The organism is Exiguobacterium sp. s57 (assembly GCF_018617685.1).
Classification (GTDB): domain Bacteria; phylum Bacillota; class Bacilli; order Exiguobacteriales; family Exiguobacteriaceae; genus Exiguobacterium; species Exiguobacterium marinum.
This window is the reverse complement of sequence record NZ_JACSKR010000005.1, coordinates 59,829-85,879: the sequence shown is the minus strand read 5'-3', so window position 1 is coordinate 85,879 and position 26,051 is coordinate 59,829. Positions and strand designations below refer to the sequence as shown.

Sequence of the window (26,051 nt, the reverse complement as noted above, 5' to 3'; positions counted from 1 at the left end):
TGGCGTCTATATGTCTAGGACACTTTTCGATTTTCAATCTCAAGCTGTTGATTAAATCGCTTCGTCTCGGCGATGACGACGCCCGACAAGAACAAGAGGCCAATTAAGTTCGGGATGGCCATCAAGCCGTTAAAGACGTCGGATAACGCCCATACCAAGTTCAAGTTGGTCGTCATCGCACCGAGTCCGGCGACGAGGACGAAAGCAATCCGATATGGAAGAATCGACTTTTGCCCAAGCAAGTAGTGAATGGAACGTTCTCCGTAATACGACCAACCGAGCACGGTCGAATAGGCGAATAAGACGAGTCCGATCGTGACAATGTAGCCACCCGCCGGACCGAGGAACAATTCAAATGTAGCGGAAGTCAATTCGACCCCTTCAAGTCCTGTCCCGATTTGCCCACCCATGACGAGCGTCAAACCGGTCACCGAACAGACGACAAGCGTGTCTAAGAAGACTTGCGTCATTGAGACGAGCGCCTGACGACCCGGCATATCCGTCTTCGCCGCAGCCGCTGCGATCGGAGCAGAACCGAGACCCGCTTCGTTCGAGAAGACACCACGCGCGACACCATATCGAATGGCCGCCCCGATAGCTCCCCCACCGATTGCTTCCGCACTGAACGTACTGCTAAAAATGAGTGCGAGCGCATCCGGAATAAGCGAGTAGTTCATGAACATGATCAATAAGCCGCTGCCTAAGTAAAATACAATCATGACAGGAACAAAATAACTCACAACTTTCCCGATTGAACGTACGCCCCCGAGAATGACCGCACCTGTAAAAATCATAATGAGAATTCCTGATATGTAGAGTGGTACATCGAATGTTGTTTTTAGTGCCAACGCAACCGAGTTCGTCTGGACCCCGTTTCCAATCCCGAACGCCGCAATCGAAGCGAATGCTGCAAACGCCACCGCTAACCAACGTTGATTCAATCCTCGTTCAAGATAATACATCGGCCCACCGGCCATCTGACCGCGTTCATCGGTCACCCTGTATTTGACGGCAAGTACTGCTTCCGCGTACTTTGTCGCCATTCCAAAGAATCCAGATACCCACATCCAAACAATGGCGCCCGGTCCTCCTAACACGACTGCTGTCGAGACACCAACGATATTCCCCGTACCGACGGTCGCCGCAAGAGCGGTCATGAGTGCTTGGAAGTGACTGATATCCCCTTTAGAAGATTGATCTTGATTTTTCGAAAACGCCAGTTTCAATGCATACGGTAACTTAGTGATTTGAATCCCACCTAAACGCACCGTCAAGTATATGCCTGTCCCCACAAGCAAGATCAAGAGCGGTGGTCCCCATACGAAATTGGATGCTGTACTCACCCAATCACTAAATGATTGCTCCATCATACTGTATCCCCTTCCCCGAAAAAATAGTGTACGCTTCTATTTTTTCAGAATACTTAGAACAATGCAAAAGTATTGTGATAAAACAACGGATAAACAACATCCCTGTATATATAACAGCGAGACGAACTTAATCGTCTCGCTGTGATTCTGGTTTCTCTCGTTGCAAAGGTGCTTTCCAATCAAATGTATCCGGTACATAATCAAGCCCACCCGGATGAAACGGTTGACATCGGATGAGTCGGCGTGCTGTTAAGTAGCTCCCTTTGACAGCCCCATGTTTTTCAATCGCTTCAATTCCGTAATGCGAACAGCTCGGATAAAATCGACATGTCGGTGGCTTCAACGGTGAGATAAAACGCTGGTATCCTTGAATTCCTTTAACTAGTACACGTTTCACGTGATTTCGCCTCACTCTTTTGAATTAGTGCCATCATAGCGCGATTTGAATCGTTTGTCATGCTCATCGCTTCATGTGTCAGATTGTTTTCCATCTCCTTACAAATGAGCGAGATAGGCGATATTCGAGAGCAAGTTTGTTATGATAGTCAACATAACTATTGACCGAATCGAAAAGAAGAGGTGACGAATCATGAATCAATTATTAATGGTCGGTGCAGGATCGATGAGTGAGGCGCTCGTTCGCGGGTGGATCGAATCGGGAGTCGAACCGACACACATCACAATGACAAACCGAAGTGACCGGGAACGTTTGCGCTTCCTACAAGATGAACTCGGTGTTCAAATCGTCGAGGACGAAAACGTCAACGACTATGACATCGTTGTATTAGCGATGCAACCAGATGGCGTCATTCCGTACGTAGAATCGAAAGAATGGAAGACCCCACTACTCGTCTCGGTCGCGGCACACATCGAACCGAGCCAATTAGAAGAAGCTTCAGGGCTTCCTGCCGTATGCGCGATGCCAAACACACCTGTCGCGTATCGTAGCGGGATGACGGGACTATGGTTTGGTCCAGAAACGGATGATACCGACCGCGATAAAGCGACTTCTCTCTTTGAACGTGTCGGTCGAACGGCCGTCACCGATGCGAAGACGATGTCCGCCTTTATGGCCGCTGCAGGTTGTAGTCCAGCCTTCTTCTATGAAATCGTCGGTGCGATGACCCCTGTCTTGACGGATGTCGGATACGATGAACAGACGGCGCGACAAATTGTCGCTCAGGCGATGAAAGGTTCTGCAGAGTTACTGTCACACGAAACACGTGAGACAAATGAATTGATTGCCGACGTGGCTGCCCCAGGCGGACCGACCGATCGAGGTGTCGGTGTACTTCGCAAACGTGACCTTGCCGACGTCATGTCGTCAGCTTTGCGTGAGAGCGCCAAAGAAGATCATGAAACGATTGAAGAAGCGTAAACGATACTCGTTTACGCTTTTTTATGTTCATTCGATCTTATTATTTATAAAAGATAACTTTTTATATGAACAATATTTCACTTTCACCTTGAACATGATAAGATAACGAATGAGAATCGTTATCAAAAGATAGGGAAGGTTACTTATGAGTCTATTACGACATGTCGCGTTGAATCAAACCGTCATTCTATCTGATTTGACTAAAATTGATGATCTCTTGCGCCGGCGAATGATTTCTCTTGGTTTTTATGAGGGATGCTCGGTACGTGTGAAGCGCAGAGCTATTTTTTCAGGACCGCTAACCATTGAACAAGTCGATCATCAACAAATTATCGCCATCCGAAGATCAGATGCAGAAAAAATCGGGGTGATTGTACCATGAGTCAACGTATCGCATTGATTGGCAATCCAAATACAGGTAAAACTTCATTGTTTAATCGATTAACAGGTTCATTCGCACATGTCGGCAACTGGGCCGGGGTTACAATCGAACAAAAAATCGGTCAGTTACATGGGAAGATCGGACAATTAATCGATTTGCCTGGAGTTTATGATTTAGATCCGCTCTCGGCAGATGAAGCGATTGTTTCCCGTTTTTTATTGCATGAACCGTTTGACGGGATGATCAATATTGTCGATGCCTCACAATTAGAACGCAACTTACAACTTACTTTGCAACTTCTAGAGATGGGACGTCCGCTTCAAATCGGTTTAAACATGGTCGACGTCGCAGAAAGCCGTGGGATGCATGTCCATCTCGATAAATTAAAAACACTTCTTCAAGTAGATGTGTTTCCGATTACGGCACGAACAGGTGATGGTTGTGACGTCTTACTCTCATCGATTCAAATGGAAAAACGTCAACCGTTCGAATTAAACTATGGGCCAGAGACCGAAGAAGCGATTGCACGCATCCTTCGAGAGGTAGGTCTATCGAGAACGAATCGATGGATTGCAATTCAATATTTAGCAGGTAACCGGATTGTCGTTGACCATTTGGAAGCATCATCTCCAGACATTGTCGCCATCCGTAAAGATCTCGAAGCGACACTCGGACGTTTTGCACATGCCCATATCACCGAACGTCGTCGCGATTGGGCGAAACAAATCCGACATCAAGTCATTGAAAATCAACGTATGCAAGAAGTGACGATGACGGATCGTATCGATGCGGTTGTGACACATCCTATCTTAGGTCTGCCCATCTTTTTCGGGGTACTCTATGCGCTATTCCATGTGACGTTTAATTGGATTGGCGCACCCCTTTCCGATTTATTAGACGGATTGTTGTCTGGTCCCATCACATCAGGAACCTTTTGGATATTGGATGCTTTAGGTGCCTCGTCATTCATTCAAGCACTTCTCGTAGACGGTGTCATCGCAGGTGTCGGAGGGGTATTAGTCTTTGTCCCACAAATCTTTGTCCTCTTTTTCTTCATCTCATTTTTAGAGGACTCGGGATATATGGCGCGGGTCGCCATCGTGATGGACCGTTTCATGCAACTCGTCGGACTGAACGGAAAAAGTTTTATCCCGATGATTATCGGATTTGGCTGCAACGTTCCTGGAATCATGGCAGCTCGAACGGTCGAAGAGGAGAGAGAACGCCTCGTCACAATCTTCATCTCACCATTCATGTCATGTTCGGCCCGGCTTCCGATTTACGCTGTGTTTGCAGCTAGTTTCTTCTCAGCTCATCAAGCTCTCGTTGTGTTATCGCTTTATATGCTAGGCATTTTCCTCGCCTTGATTGCTGCAAAACTATTTACGAAAGCATTAGCTGCCGAAGATCAGACGAGCTTATTCATCGTAGAGCAACCCCCATACCGCGTCCCCCAAGGACTCACTCTATGGCGCAGCACTTGGCAAAAAGCCAAAGGATTCGTTCGCAAAGCCGGTACTTTTATTTTTGGAGGCTCTGTATTTATCTGGCTCCTTGCGTATTCAGGCCCGGGCGGTTTTGATGTGCCCATGAACGATAGTTTTCTAGCTATGATTGGTGGGGCAATCGCCACTTTGCTCATTCCTCTCGGATTCGGTACTTGGCAAGCCGGCGCGTCGCTCATTACCGGCTTCTTAGCAAAGGAAGTAGTCGTTTCCACTATGGCGATTATCTATGCCGTTAGCGAATCTGATTTATCTGAGTCGTTATTGCCAGTCTTCACGCCACTCAGCGCGTATAGTTTCATGGCCTTCGTCTTGCTATACGTACCTTGTTTAGCGACGGTCGCTGTCATACGTCGTGAAGTCGGGAGTGCCAAACTCACATGGTTCACCAGTTTATATGGCTTAGGGGTTGCCTATGTGGTATCGCTTGTCATTTATCAAGTCGGTCGTCTGTTCGGATTTGCGTAAGGAGGAACACCATGCCATTCTTTGACTTACTTATCGGATCTGTTGTCTTTGGATATGCCGCCTTCTCCCTTTACCGCTACACGCAGAAAGCAAAGGGTGGAAAATGTGCAACATGTGAGATTGAGCCTACATGTACAACGGCATGTGATGCTGCAGATTGGGATAAAATCATTGCGGAGGCTCTTCAGAAAGACCCTTCCGCTTTCAATTCAAATACAAAAAAAGACTGAATTCCGATTCAGTCTTTTTTTGATTACAGTATATGTATGACGGAGACAATCATCGCGACCACCAAAATTCCTGGCAATAAGTTGGCCACGCGAATTTTAGTGATACCTACCAAGTTCAAGCCGATTGCCACAATCATCACGCCACCGGTCGCTGTCATTTCTAAAATGAAGCTATCCATGAGTGACTCTGGAATAAACTTCATGATTTGAATAGCGAGAAGGGCAATTCCGCCTTGGTACAACAAGACAGGAACAGCTGAGAACATGACGCCAATCCCGAGCGTCGAACTTAACACGAGGGCCGTAAATCCATCAATCAATCCTTTTGTATATAAGACGTCATGATCACCGCGTAACCCACTATCGAGCGCGCCAATGATGGCCATTGCTCCGATAACAAAGATGAGCGTTGCAGTTACGAATCCTTCTGCCACACTAGATTGACTCCCAAGGCGCCGCTCAAGGCGATAACCGACTTCGTTCAATAATTCATCTAATTTCCACCATTCCCCGAGCGCAGACCCGACGACAAGACTCCCGATGACAATCAAGAAGTTTTCACTTTTCATCCCCATTTGAATGCCAAGTAAGATAACTGCAAGTCCAATCGCGGTCGTCACTGTTTCTTTCATACGCTCTGGAATGCGGTGAAATAAGAGACCTAACAATGCACCGATGATGATTAATCCGGCATTGACGAGGGTTCCCGTTAGCACCATTTTACATTCCCCCTCTCTTATGTATTGAAAGGAATATACCAATTGCTTTCGTTCATTGTCAATTCACAAAAAAAAGCCACTTCTCGCAAGAAGTGGCATCGCGGAAACCCACGTTCCTATGGGTTTCGCATCGGGTTTGGCACCCAAGTGATTCTGACTGGGCTCGAACCAGCGACCTCTACCCTGTCAAGGTAGCGCTCTCCCAGCTGAGCTACAGAATCAGGTCGTGTCCTCTCTTAAGGACACTATTAATATATCAAGAAACTATTGAGTTGGCAACTACTTTTTTATCTTTTTTATATTTTTTATCGCGACATGTGCTGACGGTTGATGTGTCGGCAAAGACGTTCCAAGTCACCAGCATAGACAGATACGAGCATGTCCTTGTACAACGTGTCTCGATCCCAGTGAAGACCATTCGCTTTGGCGACTCGCTGAGATGGAACGTTTTCTGGATGAATGAGCGAAATGATTTCCTTTTCCCCTTCGGTGAAGGCATACTGCATCAAACGCGCAGCCGCTTCTCGTCCGTACCCCATATGCCAATGCTTAGGTGACAGCCAATAGCCGACTTCTAATTCGATTTTTCCATCTAATTCATGTAATAACGTACCGGCATGACCAATCGGTTCATCGTTTTCAAACGTCATGAGCTTCAATAGACCTGTTTGTCGACCAGTTTCATAACGGGCCAGTTGACGTTCGAACCATTCAATCGTCTGTTCATCTGTATACGGTCTTCCATCCGGACTGATGAAGCGCATCACCCGAGGATCTTGGAGAAGCGATTTGACAAAATAAAAATCGGAGATCGTATACGGTTCAAACCGCAAACGTTCGGATTGCAACTCAACAAGATGCATCGTTTTCCGCCCCTTTCTTTCATCTCATAATCTGAACTATTCAATTCCCGTTTTCAGCTTGTTTTAATCCATTACGCTACAACTTTTAAGCCGACCACACTGCCGATAATCATCGTCAAATAAAAGATTCGCCAACGACTTGTCGATTCATCTAAATAGAGCATTCCTAAAATGACACCACCCGCTGCCCCGATACCGACCCAGATTGAATAGGCCAAACTAAGGGGAATGACTTCAAGTGACTTCGACAACAAATAAAAACTGAGCGCAAACGATAAAATCGACAAGATTGACCATTTTAAAATTTGATAGCCTTTTGATTTCCCCATAAAGAAAACGGCCGTCATCTCAGCAATCCCTGCACTAATCAAAAATATCCAACTCATACTTCTTCTCCTCCTGTCACTTGTTTCAAGCCGATGATTCCGATAATCAACGTCGTCACAAGTAAGAGTTTCCATCCACTAAGCGCCTCGTCAAATAAAATGGCACCGACAATAACCGTTCCGACTGCTCCAATTCCAGTAAAGACGGCATAGCCCGTACCTGCAGGAAGAACTCGAAATGCTTTCGCCAATAAGCCGAAACTGACAATCAAGAGGGCAATCGTCCATAGCGTCGGAGTGAGAACTGTGAATCCTTCTGATAACTTCATCGTCGTAGCCCAAATGATTTCAAGCAATCCGGCAAACAAGAGTGACATCCAAGCAACGCTTTCCTTATTCATTCCAACCCACTCCTTTCTTGAAAATCCGGAACGCGGCTTGTTGCCTCATCTCCCGATCATCTTCAAACATAAATAAAGACAGCAAGGCGCCATCTAAAAAACAATAGTAGGCAGCATATAGCTCTTCAAGCGGTTGGACCGGTAAATCCCCACGCTCCATCGCTAGACGGAATTGTTCTTTTTCAAAACGTTTTAATTCCGTTTCAACCTTTCCAATGACTTTCTCGATATAATCCCGAAATTCCGGAGGTGGTACGAGCAACATCCGTTTCGTCAACATCCATGTCTCGTGATCGCTGAAGAATGACGTGAGTGTACTAACAATCGAGTCAATCCGTTCTAAAGGTGGTCGTTCAACGGTGTTATCGCATGTTTTTTGCCACGCCTCTTCGTACCGATTCGCCATATCCGTCACGACTTGCTTAAACAGTTGCTCTTTCCCATCGATGTGGGCATACAACGAGGCCTTTCGGATTCCTACATCTTCTGCAACCGCTGCGAGCGATAGTCCTTCATATCCCTCACGGGCAAACCGTCTCCGAGCGGATTGCATAATCTTGTCTTTTGTATTCATGACTTTCACTCTCCTTCCACAACATTTTACCTAACGAACGGTAGGTAGTCAAACAAGGTGATTGTTTTTTGACTCGTTTTTCCCCAAAATACGAAATAGAAAGAGGTGACGAATAATGATTGAACACTTGACTGTATCGATTCCGACGGAGAGAGCGACCGGACAAAAACGGATTGTCCGTGTGTTTCGACCGGACTGGGTCGAAGCTAGCACCCCGCTTCCTGTCCTGTATATGCATGACGGACAAAATGTATTTTCCGGAAACGCGGCTACATACGGGGAAGGTTGGGAAATCGACCGATGTATCGACACGCTACGTCTCCCCCTCATGGTCGTTGCCATCGCGAGTGCCCCGAATTGGTTAGATCGCTATGATGAGTATTCATACGCTGAGGATGAGATGTTATATCGTCGTATCGGTCCAGAACTCGCGAAAACACGTCCAACACTTGGTGGTCGAGGACGTCTTTATACAGACTGGCTCATGCACGAGTTAAAACCACGAATCGATAAAGAGTACGCGACAAACCCGGAAGATATCGGTGTCATGGGGAGTTCAATGGGGGGTGTCATCTCTCTTTATATGATGGCGACCTATCCTTCCATTCGCAGAGTCGGCTCGCTCTCCACTGCGGCATGGGCAAATCTTGATCCTTTGATTCGCGAAATGAAACAAGCTAAGTTCGCTTGTAAACTGTATATGGATATCGGTACGAACGAAGAGAGCGGGCCAATCACTCCAAGCGACTACCTGTTCACGAATGCGAAACTGATTGAAGCCATCGCGCAAAAAGGCATCGCCTTCCGATACGAGGTCGAGCCGGACGCAATTCACCACGAATCCGCTTGGCGCCGTCGCTTGCCTAACGTTCTTCGTTATTTATATGACATCACATGAAAAAGAGCGAATTCCGAAATTGGAATTCGCTCGTTCATTTAAATGACCCAGTTCCCGTCACGCATGATTGCTTCTCGCGTGCCGTCTTCTTGCTCACCATCAATATTCATTTCTGCCGACCCAATCATAAAGTCAACGTGTGTCATCGAATCATTCGCGCCGTTCTCTGCGAGTTCATCTTGAGACATCGAAGGACCGCCTTCTAGGCATGTCGAGTATGCACGACCTAATGCCAAGTGACACGATGCATTTTCATCGAACAACGTGTTGTAGAATAGGAGACCCGAGTTCGAGATTGGAGAATCATCAGGAACAAGTGCCACTTCACCGATGCGACGTGCTCCCTCATCCATATTTAACAATTCATCAAGGGCCGCTTGCCCTTTTTTCGCTTCCGCCTTGATGACTTTACCACCCTCAAACCAAAGAGTAAATTCGTCAATCAAGTTTCCGCTGTAGCTGAGTGGCTTCGTACTCGACACATGCCCTTCCACAGAATCTTTATCTGCGAGTGTGAACACTTCTTCTGTCGGCATGTTCGCGATAAAGTCGATGCCATCGGTGTTTGGACCGCCACCGCCAAGGAAGACGTGCTTTTTCGGAAGACCGATTGTGAGTTCCGTCCCCGGTGCGGTGTAATGTAGTTTCGCATATTTTTTCTCTGTCAACAACTTCGCGCGACTTCGAAGAGATTGGTCGTGTGTGTCCCATGCTGCGACGACATCTTCTTGGTCCATTCGAGTTGCTGCGAAGATGGCCTGCCATAGCGCAGCGACTGCATCCTCACGTTCTGGAAATACTTTTTGTGCCCACGCTTCTGACGCACCTGCGACGATTGACCAACTAACATTGTCACTCATCACATATTGACGCCATTTCGCAAGTGCTTGACCTGCTGCACGGTTCGCGTCGGAGATTCTTGACGACTCGACACCGTTCAAGGCATCCGGGTCATCACTTACAATTGACAAGAAGGCTGTTTTTTCTTCAGCCAATTGCTCAAAACGAGCCTTTAACCAATCCGGAAACTCTTTAAACGAATCATCCGGTGCATCAAAATAACGAATCTTTGAAGTCTCCTCATCGCTCCAGTTGACGAATACTTGTTTCGCTCCTGCCGCATAAGCAGCTTTCACCACATGGCGTACAAGTGGTGCTTGGCTAATATCAGCACGTACTTCTAATTGTTGCCCCGGTTGAATGTTCACACCTTTTTTTACCGCTAGCTCTGCATAGCGAGAAAAATCTGCCTCTGTCGGCATTGAAATCATAGACATATGTATCGTTCCTCCTTTTCGATTATCTTTATTTTCTTAAATTTCAGGAAAAGTTGCAACCAATGCGCAAAAACGGGCATATTAATAGATGAAGAATGAAGGAGGAAGACACTATGGCAGATTGGAAAACAACATACACACACTTTTTAAAACAAGCAAAGGAAGACAACCACGATCGTGAATCACTCGGTGACTTGCTCGTTCAAGGTGAACGCGCACTCGCGAAAGTGACGATTGACGTGGCCTCAAATGAAATCAGCAATATCGAGCGTGAAGAAGAGCTCACCCTCTACTTCCAAATGAAACAAATGCTCAATATGTTGCGCGCGCTGTACAACAATCAATTCGAGATGCAATCAGACAAACAGGAAGAACTGATTGCGGCCATTCTTTACTTTGTCTCTCCGTTCGATGCGATTCCAGACGATGTTCCGCTCGGACTTTTTGATGATGCCCAGGTGATTGATTACGTGCATGAACAATTAGCAAGTGATATTGACCGATTCCATAACGAATTGTGACTTGAAATGATGTGGGAGTAGCAGTACGCTAGCATGAGACTTAGCTAAAGGAGGCGTAAGGCCTAGCCATTATTTATGTATGCAAAATCTCGAAAACGGGTTGCTCTCGAAACGGTACTGTTCATCATCACCGGGACAATCCTTCAGTCTATCTTTGTCAGTTTACTGCTCAAACCGAACGAGATTGGTTCGGGAGGAATCGTCGGGGTCACATTGATTTTCAACGAACTGCTCGGAACACCAATTGGAATGACCCAACTCGTGCTCAATATCCCTCTCTTCCTGTTGGGACTAAAATATTTAGGACGTCGCTTCATTTTAATGACAGGAATTGTCGTCGTGCTCTCCTCGATTCTGATTGATAGCTTGCCAATCCTTATTCCGCCAACCCCACTTGACGACCCACTCGTCGCTTCGGTGTTCAGCGGAATCGTCTCAGGTCTCGGACTCGCACTTCTCCTCTTTGCAGGAGCTTCCACGGGTGGCCTTGATATTTTAGGGAAAGTCATCTATCTGAATAATCGAAATTTATCTTTACCTAAAATCTTTTTGACACAAGACCTGATTGTTTACATTCTCGTGTTTATTGTCTTTGATATAAAAGCCGTTATGTATGCTCTTGTACTAAGTTTTGTAAGATCACGAACGTTGCTCACGATTCACAAGTTCTTCTCCGCACAGAAACAATGTTTTATCATTTGCCAAAAAGCAGAAGAAATCAATTTGGTCATCAAGCAGAACTTAAAACGCGGGGTCACAATTATGGATGCAACAGGCGGATATTCAAACGACTCTAAAAAAATGCTATATGTCGTCGTCCAAAACAATGAAATTCCACGACTACGTCAAATCGTTTCTGAAATTGATTCTGAGGCGTTTGTAACCGTATCTGAAATCGATTCGATCGTTGGAAACTTCAAGGAACATTCATATACGCTCTAATTTCATAAAAGTCGACAACAATCTATTTTTGTTGTCGATTTTTTGTGTAATTTTCAATCATCTATTCCGATAATAGATAAGAGCCCTATTTCAAAACAGAAGGAGGTGCATGAGTTGTCATTTTATTCATTGCGCCAATACGTTCCGGCGGTTCTCATCGGAACTTTTTCTACCGGACTTTTATTATTATTTTTAACCCCGCATGACCTGCTACACATCACGTTACTTATCTATTATCTCGTCATCCTAGGAGCAGCGATTCTATTTAGTGGAGTGGCTATTTTTAAGCATAGAGGGATGCGCCGCTTTATTCATGTTCTGATTAGTGCCGGAAATGTTTGTTTTGTGCTTTACTTACTGATGCACCACTATTCACCTAGCGCAAATACACAATCGTTATTGTTTTTACAGAATTTCTTTTATTTGATTATGTCTTTGATCGTCATCACTCAATCGATTGAGATTCGGACATTGAAACTACGAACGTTCGATTTATTTGCCTTGTTTAGCTTTCTCATGATTGGTGGACTACATATTTGGTTCTATTCCACACGAGAAGTCTCGCTCGTTTCTCATCTGAGTGGCTTTGAAGAACAGATGTTACTCATCAGCCTTTACATGATGCTCGGATTCCTTTACTTGAATCGAGTCGTTTCAACCGGTCAACAATTCCGAATTCTTTTACTCGTCGGAATTCTAGGTTTCACAACCGCCTCAATTACAAACGCACTATTTTTGTTTTCAGGGATTACACACGAGCTAGTTCACCTAGTTCAAATAAGCAGCATACTCATGATCTCCATCAGTTACTGGGTCGATGATCTGTCGGAAGATGCACTCGCGTATGATTCAATTTTAGATTATGTATTATACAGCGTAGTCGTGATGATGTTTTTACTCTCATCCGATCGCCTTCTTGGAACGTCTGTACTAGACTCGATGATTGCAAATGCCGTGCTTTTACTACTGATTCGCCAATTTGTCGTCTCAAAACAAAACGCACTGATCAGTTATCGTCTACATACGGTCAATACAGATTTAGAAGTCGCCGTGTCTACAAAAGCGCATGAACTCGAGATTCGCGAGCAACAATACCGTTCGCTCTTTGCCTACCACTCTGAACCAATTTTTTTATTCGATTTACACGGAGAAGTATTGTCTGTCAATGAGGCCGGTAGCTCGATTTTAGGATTGTCGACAGATAAATTACTCGGGTCGAACATCCTCGATATCATCGAATCGACAGATCGGCCCCCATATGTAGCCATTCTTCAAGAGTTGACGAATGGTCGACCACGAACGATTGATGTGCGGGTGATGACCGACGAAGGCGAGACACGTGTCTGGCAACTCGTCAACGTCCCGATGATTATCGATGGGGAAGTCGAGGGCATTTATGCGATTGCAAAAGACATCACCCAGATGATCGAGCAACAAGAACAAATCATGTACCAAGCAAAATATGATAGTTTGACGGGTCTTCATAATCGTTACGCGCTACAAGAACAAATCGAGCGTTTAATCGAGGAAGGTCGCACGTTCACGCTCATGTTCTCTGACTTAGATGGCTTTAAAGAAATCAACGACCAATTCGGTCATCACATGGGAGACGAACTTCTGCAACACATCGGGAAGCGGTTACGAACCGCACTTCTTCCAAATGAGTACGCCGGACGCCTCGGAGGTGATGAGTTCATTGTCGTCGCAGAACACGGTGACCACGAAATGTTGACGGAACGTTTACGGCGACTCGTCTACCGCCCCCCTTATTACATGGCCGGAACACTCGTTGAAGTACATGCTTCGATTGGAATCGTACGTTTCCCTGAACATGGGGAAAAATTGAAGCACTTACTCTCAAACGCGGATCTCGCGATGTATCGTGCGAAGGATAAAGGACGTGACGAAACCGTCATGTTTGAACCTGAGTTACGAGAAGACAAAGAAGAACGGAAAGTGTTAATGGAAGGTCTCGATACCGCACTTGAAAAAGGAGAAATTTCTCTCTTCCTTCAACCTCAAGTCGATGCCTCGACGAAAGCGGTCATCGGAGCGGAAGCACTCATGCGCTGGCAACATAACGGAACATTCATTCCGCCAAGTCAATTCATTCCGATTGCCGAAGAAACAGGACATATTCACGATTTAGGTCGGTGGATGATTCATGAGACGTTCCAGTTAATTCATGTGTTTGAACAAGGCGATATCCATTTACCGAAGCTCTCGGTCAACTTGTCAGTTCGACAGTTATTCGATGAACATTTGATCGATTATTTGAATACGCTATTCGAACGTTTCCCGATTGAACCGTCACGCCTCAATTTCGAATTGACAGAAACCGTCGCCGCCCACCACTCGGATCGTGTGTTAAATCGGATTTTAGAGTTAAAAGCGCTCGGTATCAAACTATCCATTGATGATTTCGGAACAGGTTACAGTTCACTCGCTTATCTCGTACGATATCCAATCGATGAACTGAAAATCCCTCGTGAGTTCACGATGCAACTCGAAGAGAACCGCGAATATCAAATGGTCACGACGACAATCGTCGCAATGGCACGACAACTCGGTATGGCGCTTGTTGCCGAAGGCGTCGAAACCGAGTATCAGGAAACCTTTCTTCGTAAAATCGGATGTGATTCCATGCAAGGTTACCGCTATGCAAAACCGATGCCACTTGATGAGTTTGTCATTTACTATATGAAACACACAACGCCTTGAACCCTATTCGGTTCAAGGCGCTTTTTTATTTCATTTCATACATTTTGACCTCACCTGGCTTCAGGTCAATCCAAAGGTTCCATTGTTCATCAAACGCATACTCAGCATACGGCCATGAGTATGGTGAATAAATCATCTCCGCAAAACGACTCGCGTTCCAATTTCGGCGCCGTACTCCATCAAGAGCGACAGTTCCTTGCAATGAGTTATTCATGTTCGTATTCGCTATAACCAACAATGTATCATTCGTCTCCGGACGTAGCCAGGCAAACCCGACAAACGGTGCGAAGGGCTCATCCAAATTGAGTGGCTCAAAATGGTTTGGATCCACGAGTACGTCTAACCACCGTCGACGAATTTCAGCAACTTGGTGCATGACTTCAATCATCTCATCCCGTTCTGGGTGATCCCAATGGAACTGATATGCATCAAAAAAGGAGAGTTTGCCGAAATAAGGGTCCGTCGGGAACAGTTGGTACGCTTCTTCAGGACGACAATCTAGTCCGGTGTTCATCGGCTGTGTTTCATATAATTCTAACCCTGAGTTTGTCATCGGTACCCCATTCGGCATAAACCCATTTAATACCGACAATAATCTACTCGCTTGTCGTCCGCCTTCCCGCGTAGCAAGACGACGAGTATCCGCCGTTTCACCTGCCGCAAATACTGGAAGCGGTAAAAAGCGTGAATCGTATAGAAATTGATGTGTTTCGTGCGTTTGGAACCTAGGTTCTTTATAAAATCCATATCCGATAATCATGTTATAACCGGCATCCTTGGCAGTCCAAGCACCCGACTCAATCAACTCTTCGGCGATAAAACTAAAGTTTGAATCGATTGAACGTGGTGTTGACAAAATCGCCTGCGCTAAGTCGACAGGAAGAGCGTGCCCCATATCAATACGCGCCCCATCAATGCCAAATTCACGCTGATAATGCGGGATAATATCAGCGAGCATCTCCCAGAGGGGCTCGTTAATCTCATTTCCTCGGAATTGATTCGACTTGATTGAATCAAACGAAATATAAGGAGCAACATTCGCCTCATTGACATAAGGTGCTGCTGCAAGTGGATGATCTAAGAAGAGACGGAAATATGTCACGTCCGACCATGGTGGTTGTGGATCATTAATACAGTCAGAGAAAGCAGGCGCTGTTGTCAAACCGAACTCTCGCTCAATCGTTGCTAACACATTTTCTTCCGGGTGCTCAAGCAAAAAGCCACGTACACGTCCCCATTTCTCAGCATCAATCAAATTCGGTGCCATCGAGAATCGTCTTAAGTGTTGCCATACATCCTCCGAGTTATACACCATCGGCAAAAAGGCAAATTCCGGTTTTACGTTCTCCCCAATCCCGGGCACATAAGGAGGATGATAATAATCGACTTCCGTCAATGGAATCCAATAAAACCATTCTGGGTTTTCAAGAATGAGACGGTTATCTCGGGCACATGTACGAGGGATGACATCGATGACGACGCGAATCCCTACCATGTGACAAGCCTCCACAAATGCCGCAAATTCTTCTTCGACTGTCATCGCATCTCCAGTCAGCGTTTCTTTCAACTCTTCATCGATGGCAAAGAAATTTTGAACGGCATAAGGAGAACCAAATTCTCCTTTTTTATTCTTATGACTATGTTGAGAAATCGGTAAGAGAAACAATGTATCGATTCCTATGTAAAGGAGGTGCGGAATCAACGCAAGCGTTTTGACGAAAGTGCCAGTGTCCTTCATTCCGAACGAATTCTCCATCTCCACATAGCCCGATCCATCATGATCCCAGGAGGTCGATGTACGAACTTGCATCGAATAGACAGAGGCTCGCTTGATCCAATCACCTCCTGTTTGCAAATGTCCGTCCGCAAGCGCAATGGACGTTTGGTAATCCCGGCTTTCAATCGCATACGGAAAAATCGTTTTTTCAATCGTTTCAACCAAAAAATCATACGGATTGACACGCTCGACACCGTCGCGAACTGGTTCAGAAGGGAAACGCATGCGATTCCATAAACTTGGAACCTCATAAGTAAGATCCTGACGCTTGTCTTGTAACACCTGGTACAGCTTTTGTAACGATGAGTTCTCTGGCATATTGACTCTCCTTATACATCTGATTGTCCTCTTTCATTTTTCATTAAAAGACACTACACTAAATTGATTATACATTCCCCCGTTTTTTCCTTTTTTCAAAGAATAATTTCTGTCGACATTTATAAAATCATGTACGATTGAGTAGAAAGGAGTGTCACGATGTCACAACGAAAGTGGATTTTATTATGGGTTAGCTTATGCATTTTATCCATCTCGATTATTGGTATTTTTATTTTTCAATTAAAAGGAACAAATGACCGTTTAGAAATCATACAAGGTGAACAACTCGACTCGTATGAAGTGATTGAAGACATCATGTATTATAACATCGAGCGGGCAAATGCCATCCGTGGTTTACTTGCATATGACGACCGATACTTTTTAGAAATGTACTATAGCATGTCCCGTCAAGCCAAAACGCTAAAACAGTCCGTCGTCGCTGACCCCAACACACCGAGTTCCGTCCTCGATTTACTTGAAAGGGATGCTATTTGGGAAACAGAAGCTGATCGTGTACTCGACATCTATGAAGATGGCGACCTAACAAAAGCTACAGCAGTCGCAGAAACAATAACCGAGCAACGACAGACTATCTTGGAAGATTTGCGTTCGTTAAAGCAAATGCAATACAAAGATATTCATCAAGAACTTCTTTCTGCAGAGAATCAGATATCTTTCTTGACCCAAATACTTTTCACCATCACTTTTTTGCTTATCGCTATAATTGCCATCCTCAGCTTCTTATTGTTCCGTATCAAACCTCAGCACGAGACAATAGAATGAAAAAAGAAGTGTCCCAGGTGATCATACCTGAGACACTTCTTTGATTTATTTCGTCATACGAAGTAACCGCGTTGCATTTGCGATGGCAAGAAGCGCTACCCCAACGTCAGCGAACACTGCTTCCCACATCGTCGCGATGCCGAACAATCCTAAAAGCAATACAAGTGCTTTTGTTCCGAAGGCAAAGAAGATGTTCTGCCAGACAATGCGTTTTGTCCGTTTGCCTAATTGAATAGCCTGAACGACATCGGTTGGAGCGTCATGCATCAAGACGACATCTGCCGCCGTTACCGCCGTATCACTTCCGACACCACCCATGACAAGACCGACATCTGCACGAGCTAAGGCAGCCGCGTCATTCATTCCGTCTCCAACAAATGCAACTTTACGGGTAGCTGTCATCCGCTCTACCGCTTCAACTTTCTCATGTGGAAGCAATTCACCTTGCACTTCATCAAGTCCAAGTTGATCCCCGATTTTTTTTGCGACCTCACGGCGATCTCCTGACAACATAACCGTTCGATATCCTGCTTCTTTTAGTGCTTGGATTGCCTCGAACGCATCTTCTTTCACCGTATCCATCAATTCAACTCGTCCAAGCCACCGATCATTCTTCATAACATGCACACTCGTACTGACGGACGAATCATCAATGGCTCGTCCTAATCTCTTCATGTACCGTGCACTTCCGACATAAATGTGATCCTCTCCATCACAGGCATGGAGACCATATCCAGGTTCTTCTTGAATCGATTCGAAAGCTTGAACCTCTCCGACACGCTGAACGATGGCTTGCGCAAGCGGATGATTGGACGCTACTTCGACACGGGCAGCAAGATATAACAGTTCTTCCGCACTGACACCGACTGCCGTCACCACGTCTGTTACTTCAAATCGTCCAGTCGTCAACGTCCCTGTTTTATCGAAGACTACCGTATCCACTTCTGTTAACGTATCTAAATACTCGCCACCTTTCACGAGAATGCCTCGTTTGGAACCCGCTCCGATTCCACCAAAATAGCCGAGTGGAATTGAAATCACGAGTGCGCATGGACAACTAATCACGAGGAAGATGAGTGCACGATAAACCCATTCTTCCAAGTTCCCCACAAAAAACGGAGGAACAAAGGCCACGAGCGCGGCCATAACAACCACGAACGGTGTGTATACTTTCGCCAGTCGCGTGATCATCTGTTCTGTTTTCGCTTTCTTCCCATTGGCCTCTTCCACAAGCGCAATCATCTTTTGAAGACTTGATTCTGCTGCTAATTTGGTCGTTTGAACAATGAGACGCCCCTCTATATTGACCATCCCGGCCAATACTTCTTCTCCTGCATCCACTTGGCGTGGTACAGATTCTCCAGTTAGAGAGGCTGTATCCATCGAGCTCGCACCTGTTACAACAATGCCATCCATCGGTACCAATTCACCCGCACGGATGACAAGATACGATCCAACTGAAACGTCCTCTGGCAATCGTTCAACTTCTTCCTCGTTTTCTAACACACGGGCAAGAGTCGGTCTCATGTTCAATAAAGACTGAATCGATTTTCGAGATGCCCGCACCGCCCGTCCTTGCACATATTCTCCAAGTTGATAAAACAACATGACGGCAACAGCTTCTGGGTATTCAGCAATCGCAAATGCCCCAATCGTCGCAATCGTCATGAGGAATTTTTCGTCAAACCACTCTCGATGCCATATATTTCGAAATGCACCGTATACCACATCATATCCGGCCAATCCATAGGCCACAATATACCCCGGAATCGAATCGGTCCAAAGAGCAAGTGAGAAGATAAAAGTAGCTGCGAGGAAGCGCCAGAGCGTAACATCACGTTTTTCAGTTTGATCGTCCTCTGCTCTTACAAATTTAGCCCCCGGTTCAATCCGCTCCATCGTCTGCTCGATCGACTGGAGCATCACGTCACGCTCTGAAGGATCCATCCATTCAATCACCATTCGACTTGTCGCGAAGTCAATTTGGCAAGATGCCACTTCTTCATGCTTCGTGACATCTCGCTCGATTTTGGCTGCACAATTTGTGCAGGTGATTCCAGACACGGGTAACACGTCTCGTTTTCCCATCATTCTCCCCCTAACATTCAAACATTCATTTGAATATATCGTATCGTGAATCGAATTCAATGACAATAGGCAAAATGACCGACCCTGTACATATGGGATCGGTCATCGAATTTAAACGTTTTTTTGTTCTTCACTGTGTGCCAATGCAATTTCAACAAGCTGTCGCACGTGCTCATCATCTAATGAATAATATACGACTTTCCCTTCTTTACGATACTTCACCAATCCTTGTTCCAGTAACGTCCGTAAATGGTGAGATGCGGTCGCGTTTGAATGACCGATAACGGCCGCCACATCGCATACACAAAGTTCGTGTTCGAGCGTCAACACATATAGCACTTTTAGACGGGTCGGATCGGCGAACGCTTTAAACAATCGACTGACTCGTGGCGCGTCTAATTGCGTCAAGGCGGATTGTAGCGTAGGAACGTCCTCTGATTGAATTCCAATCGTTTCACACTGTGGCACTTTCATTTTTTTCACCTCGTCTTTTGATGTATATAGTGTAGCAAAAATTCGGCAACATATCTGTTATATATTATAGTTGACTTATACACTTCTGTTATAATACAATCGTAACAACAACCAAAACTGTCAGACAATTTACCGAAGGAGGCATTTTCATATGAATGAATGGGCGAGCCGACTCGAATCATCTGTCGAGTTTTATCAAAAATTACCGGATAAGACATGCCAGGAATGCGGGAACCATATGGACGAACAGTGCGAGTCATACGAAACGACTTGTGCTTCATGTACAGAGAAGCTTCAACTCGCAGAATAAACACAACACCCCTTCGATGAAGGGGTGTTGTGTTTATTTAAATCGACCAACCGATGTAAGCCGCAATTAGTCCGAACAGATAGGTCAGAAGCAAATAAAGACCGAATCGTATCCAATCTTTTGTCGCAAACCGCATCAATTCCAGTTTTAAAGTCGAGAAAGTCGTAAACGAACCAAAAAATCCGATACCTAAAAAAAGGATGAGCGATTGTTGAGCGGTATGCGCGTACAAGTATCCGAGACCAAACGAACCTGTTACATTGACGAACAACGTCGCCCACGGAAAAGTTGAATCAGTCGACTTTTTCATGACCTGACCGATTGTGAAGCGGAGAATCGCACCGATGAAAGCGCCACTTGCAATCCAGAGAATAGTCATAAGACTTCACCTCTTGTCGACGTTTTTATTCCGATGCGATAGCCAAACCAAGAACTCCATAAACCGAGTGTGATGCTGAGGAACACGTATGCAACAGCGAGAAGTGCATGATCATTTTCAACTAATTGAATCGTCTCTACACTAAACGTGGAAAATGTTGTAAATGACCCGATCATTCCGGTTCCGACAATCGTGACGATTTGAGGAGAAGGTTTTCCCGCTTGAAGAAATTGATGCGTCAGCCATCCCAATAGAAAGCTTCCAATTAAATTGATGAACAGTGTCGCGACGGGAAACGGGCTCGTTTCGAATGAATCGACTAATAATCCAAGTCCGTACCGTGCCAAAGCTCCAACCGCACCTGCTAACCCAACGTATATGTACAGCATCTGATTCCTCCTCCACGAAAAAGACACCCGCAACGCAGGTGTCGATTCATCTCAAACTATTATACCAAGCTGTCGCTTTTTACGAAATAGCTGCTGGAGCAAGTACGGCTTCGATTGCTTCAAATGCTTGATTCAATTCTTCTTTTGTGATGACGAGAGGTGGTGCCAACCGAATCACTGTTTCATGCGTTTCTTTACAGAGAAGACCACGTTCTTTCAGTGCCTCGCAGTAAGGACGAGCCGACTCTGTCAATTCAATACCGATGAATAGCCCGCGTCCGCGAACGTCGCGAATCATCGGATTGTCGATTGACTTTAAACGATCCATGAAATACGTTCCCAACTCCAACGAACGCTCTGGGAGTTTTTCTTCTTCCAATACTTCAAGAGCTGCGACAGAGACAGCTGACGCGAGGGGGTTTCCACCAAATGTGGAGCCGTGTGAGCCTGGATTGAATACTGAAAGGACTTCTTTGTCAGCCGCCACACACGAGATTGGAAAGACGCCTCCTCCAAGAGCTTTTCCGAGAATATACATATCCGGTGTTACACCTTCCCACTCGATGGCAAACCATTTCCCGGAACGTCCGAGCCCCGACTGAATCTCATCTGCGACGAAGAGAACGTTATGTTGTTTACACAGCTCTGATGCACGCTTCAAATACCCTTTCGGCGGAATGATGATTCCGGCTTCACCTTGAATCGGTTCTACGATAAACGCCGCCGTATTCTCTGTGATTGCTGCCTCGAACGCCTCGATATCACCGTATGGTACGACTTTGAATCCCGGTAGTAACGGTCCGAACCCACGCTGATACTCTGCTTCTGTCGACATCGACACAGCAGCCATCGTCCGTCCGTGGAAGTTTCCTGTACAGACGATGATTTCAGCTTGTCCCGGGATTCCCTTCACATCGTACGCCCAGCGCCGAGCCGTCTTCACGGCTGTTTCGACCGCTTCTGCTCCCGTATTCATCGGTAACACCATTTGCTTATTTGTAAGCGTTACCACTTTGTCATAAAAACGTCCCAGTTGATCGTTATAAAAGGCACGTGACGTCAACGTGATCTTATCTGCTTGATCCTTGAGCGCTTGAATGATCTTCGGATGGCAGTGACCTTGGTTAACGGCAGAGTATGCACTTAACATATCCATGTAGCGATTCCCCTCAGGATCGGTTACCCAAATCCCTTTCGCCTCCGAAATAACAATCGGTAGTGGATGATAGTTGTGTGCCCCGAACTTTTCTGTCATCTCAATCACATCATGTGTCTTTGTCATATTGCTTCCCCCTTATTCAAAACTATCTTACTCCTTCAGTATATGATGCCCCTCTTTCTTTTGACAATGACGAACTTAAGCATTCCTTGAATTGGCAAAATCAGGTACACTGACATTAGAATATGCATTTAGCATGACAGATTGGGGGAAATGATGTGGCTTCATTGCGTGATTTATCGGTTGATCAATTCATCGATGCTTTTTCTGTGCCTTTTTGTTATATTTCTCAAGATGGTACGGTTCTATTATGGAACGAGCATGCCGAAGTGTTATTCGGGTGGGAACGTGAAGAAGTCCTCCATCAGCCACTGCCGGTCGTCCAGCAACTTGACCATGCGCTGGAAACATGGACACCGCTCCTCCTTCAATATCCGTTCTCGACGACGGCGATGACACCATTTCAACATAAAGATGGATCGGTCATCTATGCGACCGCATACTTACAGTCCTTTTCACTCGAAGAGATTTACGGCTATTTCTTGGCCTTTCTTCCGAAAGGATTCGGACCACTCATCAGCACCGAACAATTCAATTTACTTCATCACTTTCAAGAAATGATTAAGCAGTCCACCCATTACTTGGCGACGAACGCGAAAGGTGAAATCGTCGACGCGAACCCTTTGTTATGTCGTCTGCTCGATGTGACGGAACAACAACTCATCGGCCATAGCTGGTTCGAGCTCATTCATGATTCAAGTGACCGAAATGGGATTTCACGTGATGTCTTAACATCTTTGGCCACAAATCAAATATGGAACGGAGAACTTGCTATTTCCTGTAAGGAACATGAACAAGAACCGTGTTGGCTCAATTTGACCGTCGTACCGATCATCAGTGAGAAGAAAGATGTGATTCAGTACACAGCTTTTGGTTTTGATGTCTCTGAGAAAAAACGTCTTGAAAAAGAAGTCGAGTTTCTCGCCTATCAAAATGAATTGACCGGACTCTATAATAAAAAAGGCTTCTTACGTCGATATGACTCGATTCTTCAACAAACCGATGAGCGTGAAGGCCTGCTTCACATCGCTTTGTTCGATATCGACCGTTTCAAAATCATTAACGAGTCATTCGGGTCTCGTGTCGGAAATGAACTCCTCATCCAAATCAAAGAGCGCGCACTGCACCTCATTCCAGAGTCTGCTTTATTGTTCCATCCAACAGGTGGACTGTTCGGTGTCATGTTTTTCGAGGAGTCGAAAGAAGAAGTGTTCCAAGTATTACGGCATCTGCAACACGAACTGCAACGACCGTTTCGTATTTACCATCACTCCATCATGGTATCGATTTCAGTCGGATGTGTATTTTATCCATCTCCGACAAGTTCGCTCGAGGAACTGTATACACGTGCTGAGAGTGCCCTTTTCAAAGGAAAACAAATCGGGGTCGGTACGATTCAATTTGTGACAAAGGATATGGATGCCGCCTTCTCGCGACAAATCCATATTGAAAAGGCGATGTATCGGGCACTTGACGAAAAGCATTTTTATCTCGAATATCAGCCAAAATACGAATTAGCCACAGATCGACTCATTGGGTTCGAAGCACTCCTTCGTTGGCATCATGATGAACTAGGACAAATCCCACCTTCTGAGTTCATCCCACTTGCTGAAGAGATGGCACTCATCGTCCCAATCAACAACTGGGTCATCTTAGAAGCGACGAAACAATTGAAGGCGTGGAAAGATGAGTTCAATCAATCACTCTCGATGGCGATTAATATTTCGCCAAACCAGTTCCGAAGCGAAAGTTTCTTGAATACGCTTCGAAATATCAAGCATCAATTCCAACTCGACCCGGCAGATGTCATCTTAGAAATTACAGAAAGTCTAGTCATGCAACAAACTGATGAAATCATCGAACGTATGGAGCAAATCAAGCGTTTGAACTATCGACTGTCGATTGATGATTTCGGCACCGGTTTCTCTTCTTTACAATACTTGAAATCTTTCCCGGTAGATGAACTCAAAATCGATAAAGTCTTTCTTGATGATTGGATGACGTCCAAATCTCATCTCCTCGACGTCATTGTTCATCTCGGGAAAAGCTTAAATCTCCATGTCGTCGCGGAAGGGGTCGAAGATAAAGAGATGTTGGCGCACTTAAAGTCGACGGATTGTGATTCTTTCCAGGGCTACCTATACGCCAGACCTGCTTCTCCAAATGCAATCGAACAATTACTCCGATCATCAAAAAACTCACCGGACGCTTGAGGCGCCGGTGAGTTTTCTTATAGAGCGATTGTGGCTGTCCAAAGCCCATAAATGCCATAGGTCGCACATAATAGAATAATCAAGGCAATCATCGACTGGGTACGGGTCAAGAACGGTCGTCCTTGTTCCCGTTCTGCCAAAAGAAAGACGAAGATGCCAGGTGCATATAGAATCATCGCAATCAAGACATACTCGAATCCTGAAGCATAGAGTAACCAGGCGGCGTATAGCGATGCAATCCCGGAAACGACCATCAACCGTAGCGACGTCGTCCGCTTCGCCTCCATCCATCCATAGAGTGCCGAGAATAGATAAGGAACGAGTGCTGCGATTCCAGCGATGCTTGAAAGCACGAGATACGTCTGTTCCGAGAACAAGGCGATGGCCGTAACCACTTGAGTGAACGCTTGGGTGATGAATAGCGCGTTTACCGGTGTCTCGTTCGCATTCAAACGGTGAAACACTTTCGGAAACACCCCATCTCGGCTCGCCACGTACGAAATCTCCGTCGCTAAAATCGTCCAGCCAAGCAATGCGCCTGTCAAAGACACGAGCAGTCCGATGTTAATCAATGTTGCGCCGAACGGGCCGACGACCGCTTCTAACACATATGCCATCGACGGTTCAGGCAACGCAGCGAGTTGCTCCTGTGTCATGACACCAAACGAGAAGATGGAAATCATCATGTAAATCAATAACGTCCCAATCAGGCCAATGACCGTGGCACGACCGACATCTTTTTTGTGACGTGCGCGCGATGACAACACGACCGCTCCTTCGATACCGACAAATGCCCAGAGTGTGACGAGCATCGTCGACTTCACTTGTGGAAACACCTCCGCCCAAACAAACCCTGTTTCTCCCCAAAAATCGACTTGGAACGTATCTATTTTAAACGCGAATAGGATCAACACGATGAACAAGATAATCGGGACGAGTTTCGCAATCGTTGTCACGATATTGAGAAGTGCCGCTTCACGCATCCCACGTGAAATAAGCCAAAATAAGCCCCAAATCAGAACGACACTCACGAACAAGCGAAACAGTCGGTGTTCTGCTGAGAATATAGGAAAAAAATAAGCCAATGTACTGAAAATCAATGTGATATTGGCTACCGTCCCAATCCAAGCCGACATCCAGTACCCCCATCCGCTGTTGAATCCGACAAACTTCCCGAAACCTTCACGGGCATAGGCGTAAATTCCACCTTCTAGCTCCGGCCGCGTGTTTGCTAAAAATTGAAAGACAAAGGCGAGCATAATCATGCCGACACCCGTAATCCCCCATCCAATTAAAACTGGTCCGACCCCTGCCCCTTGTGCCATAGCACCAGGGAGATTGAAGGCACCCCCTCCAATCATTGTCCCGACGACCATTGCCGCGAGACCGAAAAAGCCGATTCCGGCTGAATTTTGTTTCAAGTTAACGCCTCCACTATCACTCTAAACCTTCGAATAACTATACAT

General features: G+C 45.7%; 26 protein-coding genes and 1 tRNA gene. 11 read left to right on the top strand and 16 right to left on the bottom strand.

Annotated elements, in window-relative coordinates; translation table 11 throughout:
- Window positions 1–14 precede the first annotated feature (14 nt).
- Together KNO98_RS12140 and yidD are read right to left on the bottom strand one after the other, a co-directional pair.
- Window positions 15–1,367, bottom strand: a complete 1,353-nt coding sequence (locus KNO98_RS12140) for an alanine/glycine:cation symporter family protein (protein WP_214701070.1) — start codon at window positions 1,365–1,367, stop codon at window positions 15–17.
- A 130-nt stretch (window positions 1,368–1,497) separates the two neighbouring features.
- Entirely contained in the window at window positions 1,498–1,767 is a 270-nt protein-coding gene (gene yidD / locus KNO98_RS12135; protein WP_015880777.1) for a membrane protein insertion efficiency factor YidD, read from the bottom strand.
- Window positions 1,768–1,959: 192 nt separating this feature from the next.
- On the opposite strand from yidD, the gene KNO98_RS12130 reads away from it, so the two are divergent.
- The 4 genes from KNO98_RS12130 (at window position 1,960) to KNO98_RS12115 (ending at window position 5,333) form a co-directional block, all read left to right on the top strand.
- The gene (locus KNO98_RS12130; protein ID WP_214701069.1) at window positions 1,960–2,748 is read left to right on the top strand and encodes a pyrroline-5-carboxylate reductase family protein; all 789 of its coding nucleotides are present in this window, start codon (window positions 1,960–1,962) and stop codon (window positions 2,746–2,748) included.
- Window positions 2,749–2,893: 145 nt separating this feature from the next.
- Window positions 2,894–3,130 carry a FeoA family protein gene (locus tag KNO98_RS12125; protein WP_214701067.1) on the top strand — a complete coding sequence of 79 codons (237 nt, stop codon included), beginning with the start codon at window positions 2,894–2,896 and terminating at the stop codon, window positions 3,128–3,130.
- Window positions 3,127–5,103, top strand: coding sequence for a ferrous iron transport protein B (feoB, locus tag KNO98_RS12120; protein WP_214701065.1), 1,977 nt, complete (start codon window positions 3,127–3,129; stop codon window positions 5,101–5,103). Before KNO98_RS12125 ends, feoB begins: the two co-directional genes overlap by 4 nt.
- 11 nt (window positions 5,104–5,114) lie before the next feature.
- A complete protein-coding gene (locus KNO98_RS12115) occupies window positions 5,115–5,333 on the top strand; it encodes a FeoB-associated Cys-rich membrane protein (RefSeq protein WP_026826823.1) in 219 nt (72 codons plus the stop codon).
- A 23-nt stretch (window positions 5,334–5,356) separates the two neighbouring features.
- On the opposite strand, the gene KNO98_RS12110 is transcribed toward KNO98_RS12115, so the two are convergent.
- The 6 genes from KNO98_RS12110 to KNO98_RS12085 form a co-directional block, all read right to left on the bottom strand.
- Window positions 5,357–6,052, bottom strand: coding sequence for a DUF554 domain-containing protein (locus tag KNO98_RS12110; RefSeq protein ID WP_026826824.1), 696 nt, complete (start codon window positions 6,050–6,052; stop codon window positions 5,357–5,359).
- Window positions 6,053–6,200: 148 nt separating this feature from the next.
- A tRNA-Val gene (locus tag KNO98_RS12105) sits at window positions 6,201–6,273 on the bottom strand.
- A gap of 84 nt (window positions 6,274–6,357) precedes the next feature.
- Entirely contained in the window at window positions 6,358–6,915 is a 558-nt protein-coding gene (locus KNO98_RS12100; RefSeq protein WP_084483617.1) for a GNAT family N-acetyltransferase, read from the bottom strand.
- 71 nt (window positions 6,916–6,986) lie between these two features.
- A complete protein-coding gene (locus tag KNO98_RS12095) occupies window positions 6,987–7,301 on the bottom strand; it encodes a DMT family transporter (RefSeq protein WP_026826826.1) in 315 nt (104 codons plus the stop codon).
- Entirely contained in the window at window positions 7,298–7,642 is a 345-nt protein-coding gene (locus KNO98_RS12090; RefSeq protein WP_214701063.1) for a DMT family transporter, read from the bottom strand. The genes KNO98_RS12095 and KNO98_RS12090 overlap by 4 nt, the downstream gene beginning before the upstream one ends.
- Window positions 7,635–8,216, bottom strand: coding sequence for a TetR/AcrR family transcriptional regulator (locus tag KNO98_RS12085; protein WP_214701061.1), 582 nt, complete (start codon window positions 8,214–8,216; stop codon window positions 7,635–7,637). The genes KNO98_RS12090 and KNO98_RS12085 overlap by 8 nt, the downstream gene beginning before the upstream one ends.
- Window positions 8,217–8,331: 115 nt before the next feature.
- Between KNO98_RS12085 and KNO98_RS12080 the strand changes: the two genes are divergently transcribed.
- Window positions 8,332–9,114: an alpha/beta hydrolase gene (locus KNO98_RS12080; protein ID WP_214701060.1), complete on the top strand. Its 783-nt coding sequence runs from the start codon at window positions 8,332–8,334 to the stop codon at window positions 9,112–9,114.
- Between the two features lie 38 nt (window positions 9,115–9,152).
- Here the strand turns inward: KNO98_RS12080 and KNO98_RS12075 are convergent, their stop codons facing one another.
- On the bottom strand, window positions 9,153–10,391 hold the full coding sequence (locus tag KNO98_RS12075; protein ID WP_214701059.1) for an aminopeptidase: 1,239 nt from the start codon (window positions 10,389–10,391) through the stop codon (window positions 9,153–9,155).
- A 113-nt stretch (window positions 10,392–10,504) separates the two neighbouring features.
- Between KNO98_RS12075 and KNO98_RS12070 the strand changes: the two genes are divergently transcribed.
- The 3 genes from KNO98_RS12070 to KNO98_RS12060 all read left to right on the top strand — a co-directional run bounded on the left by KNO98_RS12070 (window position 10,505) and on the right by KNO98_RS12060 (window position 14,575).
- Window positions 10,505–10,912, top strand: a complete 408-nt coding sequence (locus KNO98_RS12070; RefSeq protein ID WP_214701058.1) for a YkvA family protein — start codon at window positions 10,505–10,507, stop codon at window positions 10,910–10,912.
- A gap of 75 nt (window positions 10,913–10,987) precedes the next feature.
- Window positions 10,988–11,854, top strand: coding sequence for a YitT family protein (locus KNO98_RS12065; RefSeq protein ID WP_214701057.1), 867 nt, complete (start codon window positions 10,988–10,990; stop codon window positions 11,852–11,854).
- A 114-nt stretch (window positions 11,855–11,968) separates the two neighbouring features.
- The gene (locus KNO98_RS12060; RefSeq protein WP_214701056.1) at window positions 11,969–14,575 is read left to right on the top strand and encodes a putative bifunctional diguanylate cyclase/phosphodiesterase; all 2,607 of its coding nucleotides are present in this window, start codon (window positions 11,969–11,971) and stop codon (window positions 14,573–14,575) included.
- A gap of 25 nt (window positions 14,576–14,600) precedes the next feature.
- On the opposite strand, the gene KNO98_RS12055 is transcribed toward KNO98_RS12060, so the two are convergent.
- Entirely contained in the window at window positions 14,601–16,670 is a 2,070-nt protein-coding gene (locus KNO98_RS12055) for an alpha-amylase family protein (RefSeq protein ID WP_214701055.1), read from the bottom strand.
- A gap of 159 nt (window positions 16,671–16,829) precedes the next feature.
- Between KNO98_RS12055 and KNO98_RS12050 the strand changes: the two genes are divergently transcribed.
- Window positions 16,830–17,453: a hypothetical protein gene (locus KNO98_RS12050; RefSeq protein WP_214701053.1), complete on the top strand. Its 624-nt coding sequence runs from the start codon at window positions 16,830–16,832 to the stop codon at window positions 17,451–17,453.
- Between the two features lie 45 nt (window positions 17,454–17,498).
- Here the strand turns inward: KNO98_RS12050 and KNO98_RS12045 are convergent, their stop codons facing one another.
- Window positions 17,499–19,541 carry a heavy metal translocating P-type ATPase gene (locus KNO98_RS12045; protein WP_214701051.1) on the bottom strand — a complete coding sequence of 681 codons (2,043 nt, stop codon included), beginning with the start codon at window positions 19,539–19,541 and terminating at the stop codon, window positions 17,499–17,501.
- Window positions 19,542–19,652: 111 nt separating this feature from the next.
- The gene (locus KNO98_RS12040) at window positions 19,653–20,015 is read right to left on the bottom strand and encodes an ArsR/SmtB family transcription factor (RefSeq protein WP_214701049.1); all 363 of its coding nucleotides are present in this window, start codon (window positions 20,013–20,015) and stop codon (window positions 19,653–19,655) included.
- Window positions 20,016–20,166: 151 nt separating this feature from the next.
- Here KNO98_RS12040 and yhfH point away from each other — a divergent pair, with 151 nt between their 5' ends.
- Complete coding sequence (gene yhfH / locus KNO98_RS12035) at window positions 20,167–20,325, top strand: protein YhfH (RefSeq protein WP_074032998.1); 159 nt, start codon at window positions 20,167–20,169, stop codon at window positions 20,323–20,325.
- Between the two features lie 37 nt (window positions 20,326–20,362).
- Here yhfH and KNO98_RS12030 read toward each other — a convergent pair whose 3' ends face one another.
- From KNO98_RS12030 to KNO98_RS12020, 3 genes are all read right to left on the bottom strand, one after another.
- Window positions 20,363–20,704 carry a fluoride efflux transporter FluC gene (locus tag KNO98_RS12030; RefSeq protein WP_214701048.1) on the bottom strand — a complete coding sequence of 114 codons (342 nt, stop codon included), beginning with the start codon at window positions 20,702–20,704 and terminating at the stop codon, window positions 20,363–20,365.
- A complete protein-coding gene (gene crcB / locus KNO98_RS12025) occupies window positions 20,701–21,093 on the bottom strand; it encodes a fluoride efflux transporter CrcB (protein WP_214701047.1) in 393 nt (130 codons plus the stop codon). The genes KNO98_RS12030 and crcB overlap by 4 nt, the downstream gene beginning before the upstream one ends.
- Before the next feature lie 79 nt (window positions 21,094–21,172).
- Window positions 21,173–22,375, bottom strand: a complete 1,203-nt coding sequence (locus tag KNO98_RS12020) for an ornithine--oxo-acid transaminase (protein ID WP_214701046.1) — start codon at window positions 22,373–22,375, stop codon at window positions 21,173–21,175.
- 155 nt (window positions 22,376–22,530) lie between these two features.
- Here KNO98_RS12020 and KNO98_RS12015 point away from each other — a divergent pair, with 155 nt between their 5' ends.
- Window positions 22,531–24,585 (top strand): sensor domain-containing protein, encoded by a 2,055-nt coding sequence (locus tag KNO98_RS12015; RefSeq protein WP_214701045.1) that lies wholly within the window; start codon window positions 22,531–22,533, stop codon window positions 24,583–24,585.
- Window positions 24,586–24,602: 17 nt separating this feature from the next.
- Here KNO98_RS12015 and KNO98_RS12010 read toward each other — a convergent pair whose 3' ends face one another.
- Window positions 24,603–26,006, bottom strand: a complete 1,404-nt coding sequence (locus tag KNO98_RS12010) for a basic amino acid/polyamine antiporter (protein WP_214701044.1) — start codon at window positions 26,004–26,006, stop codon at window positions 24,603–24,605.
- Between the last annotated feature and the right edge of the window lie 45 nt (window positions 26,007–26,051).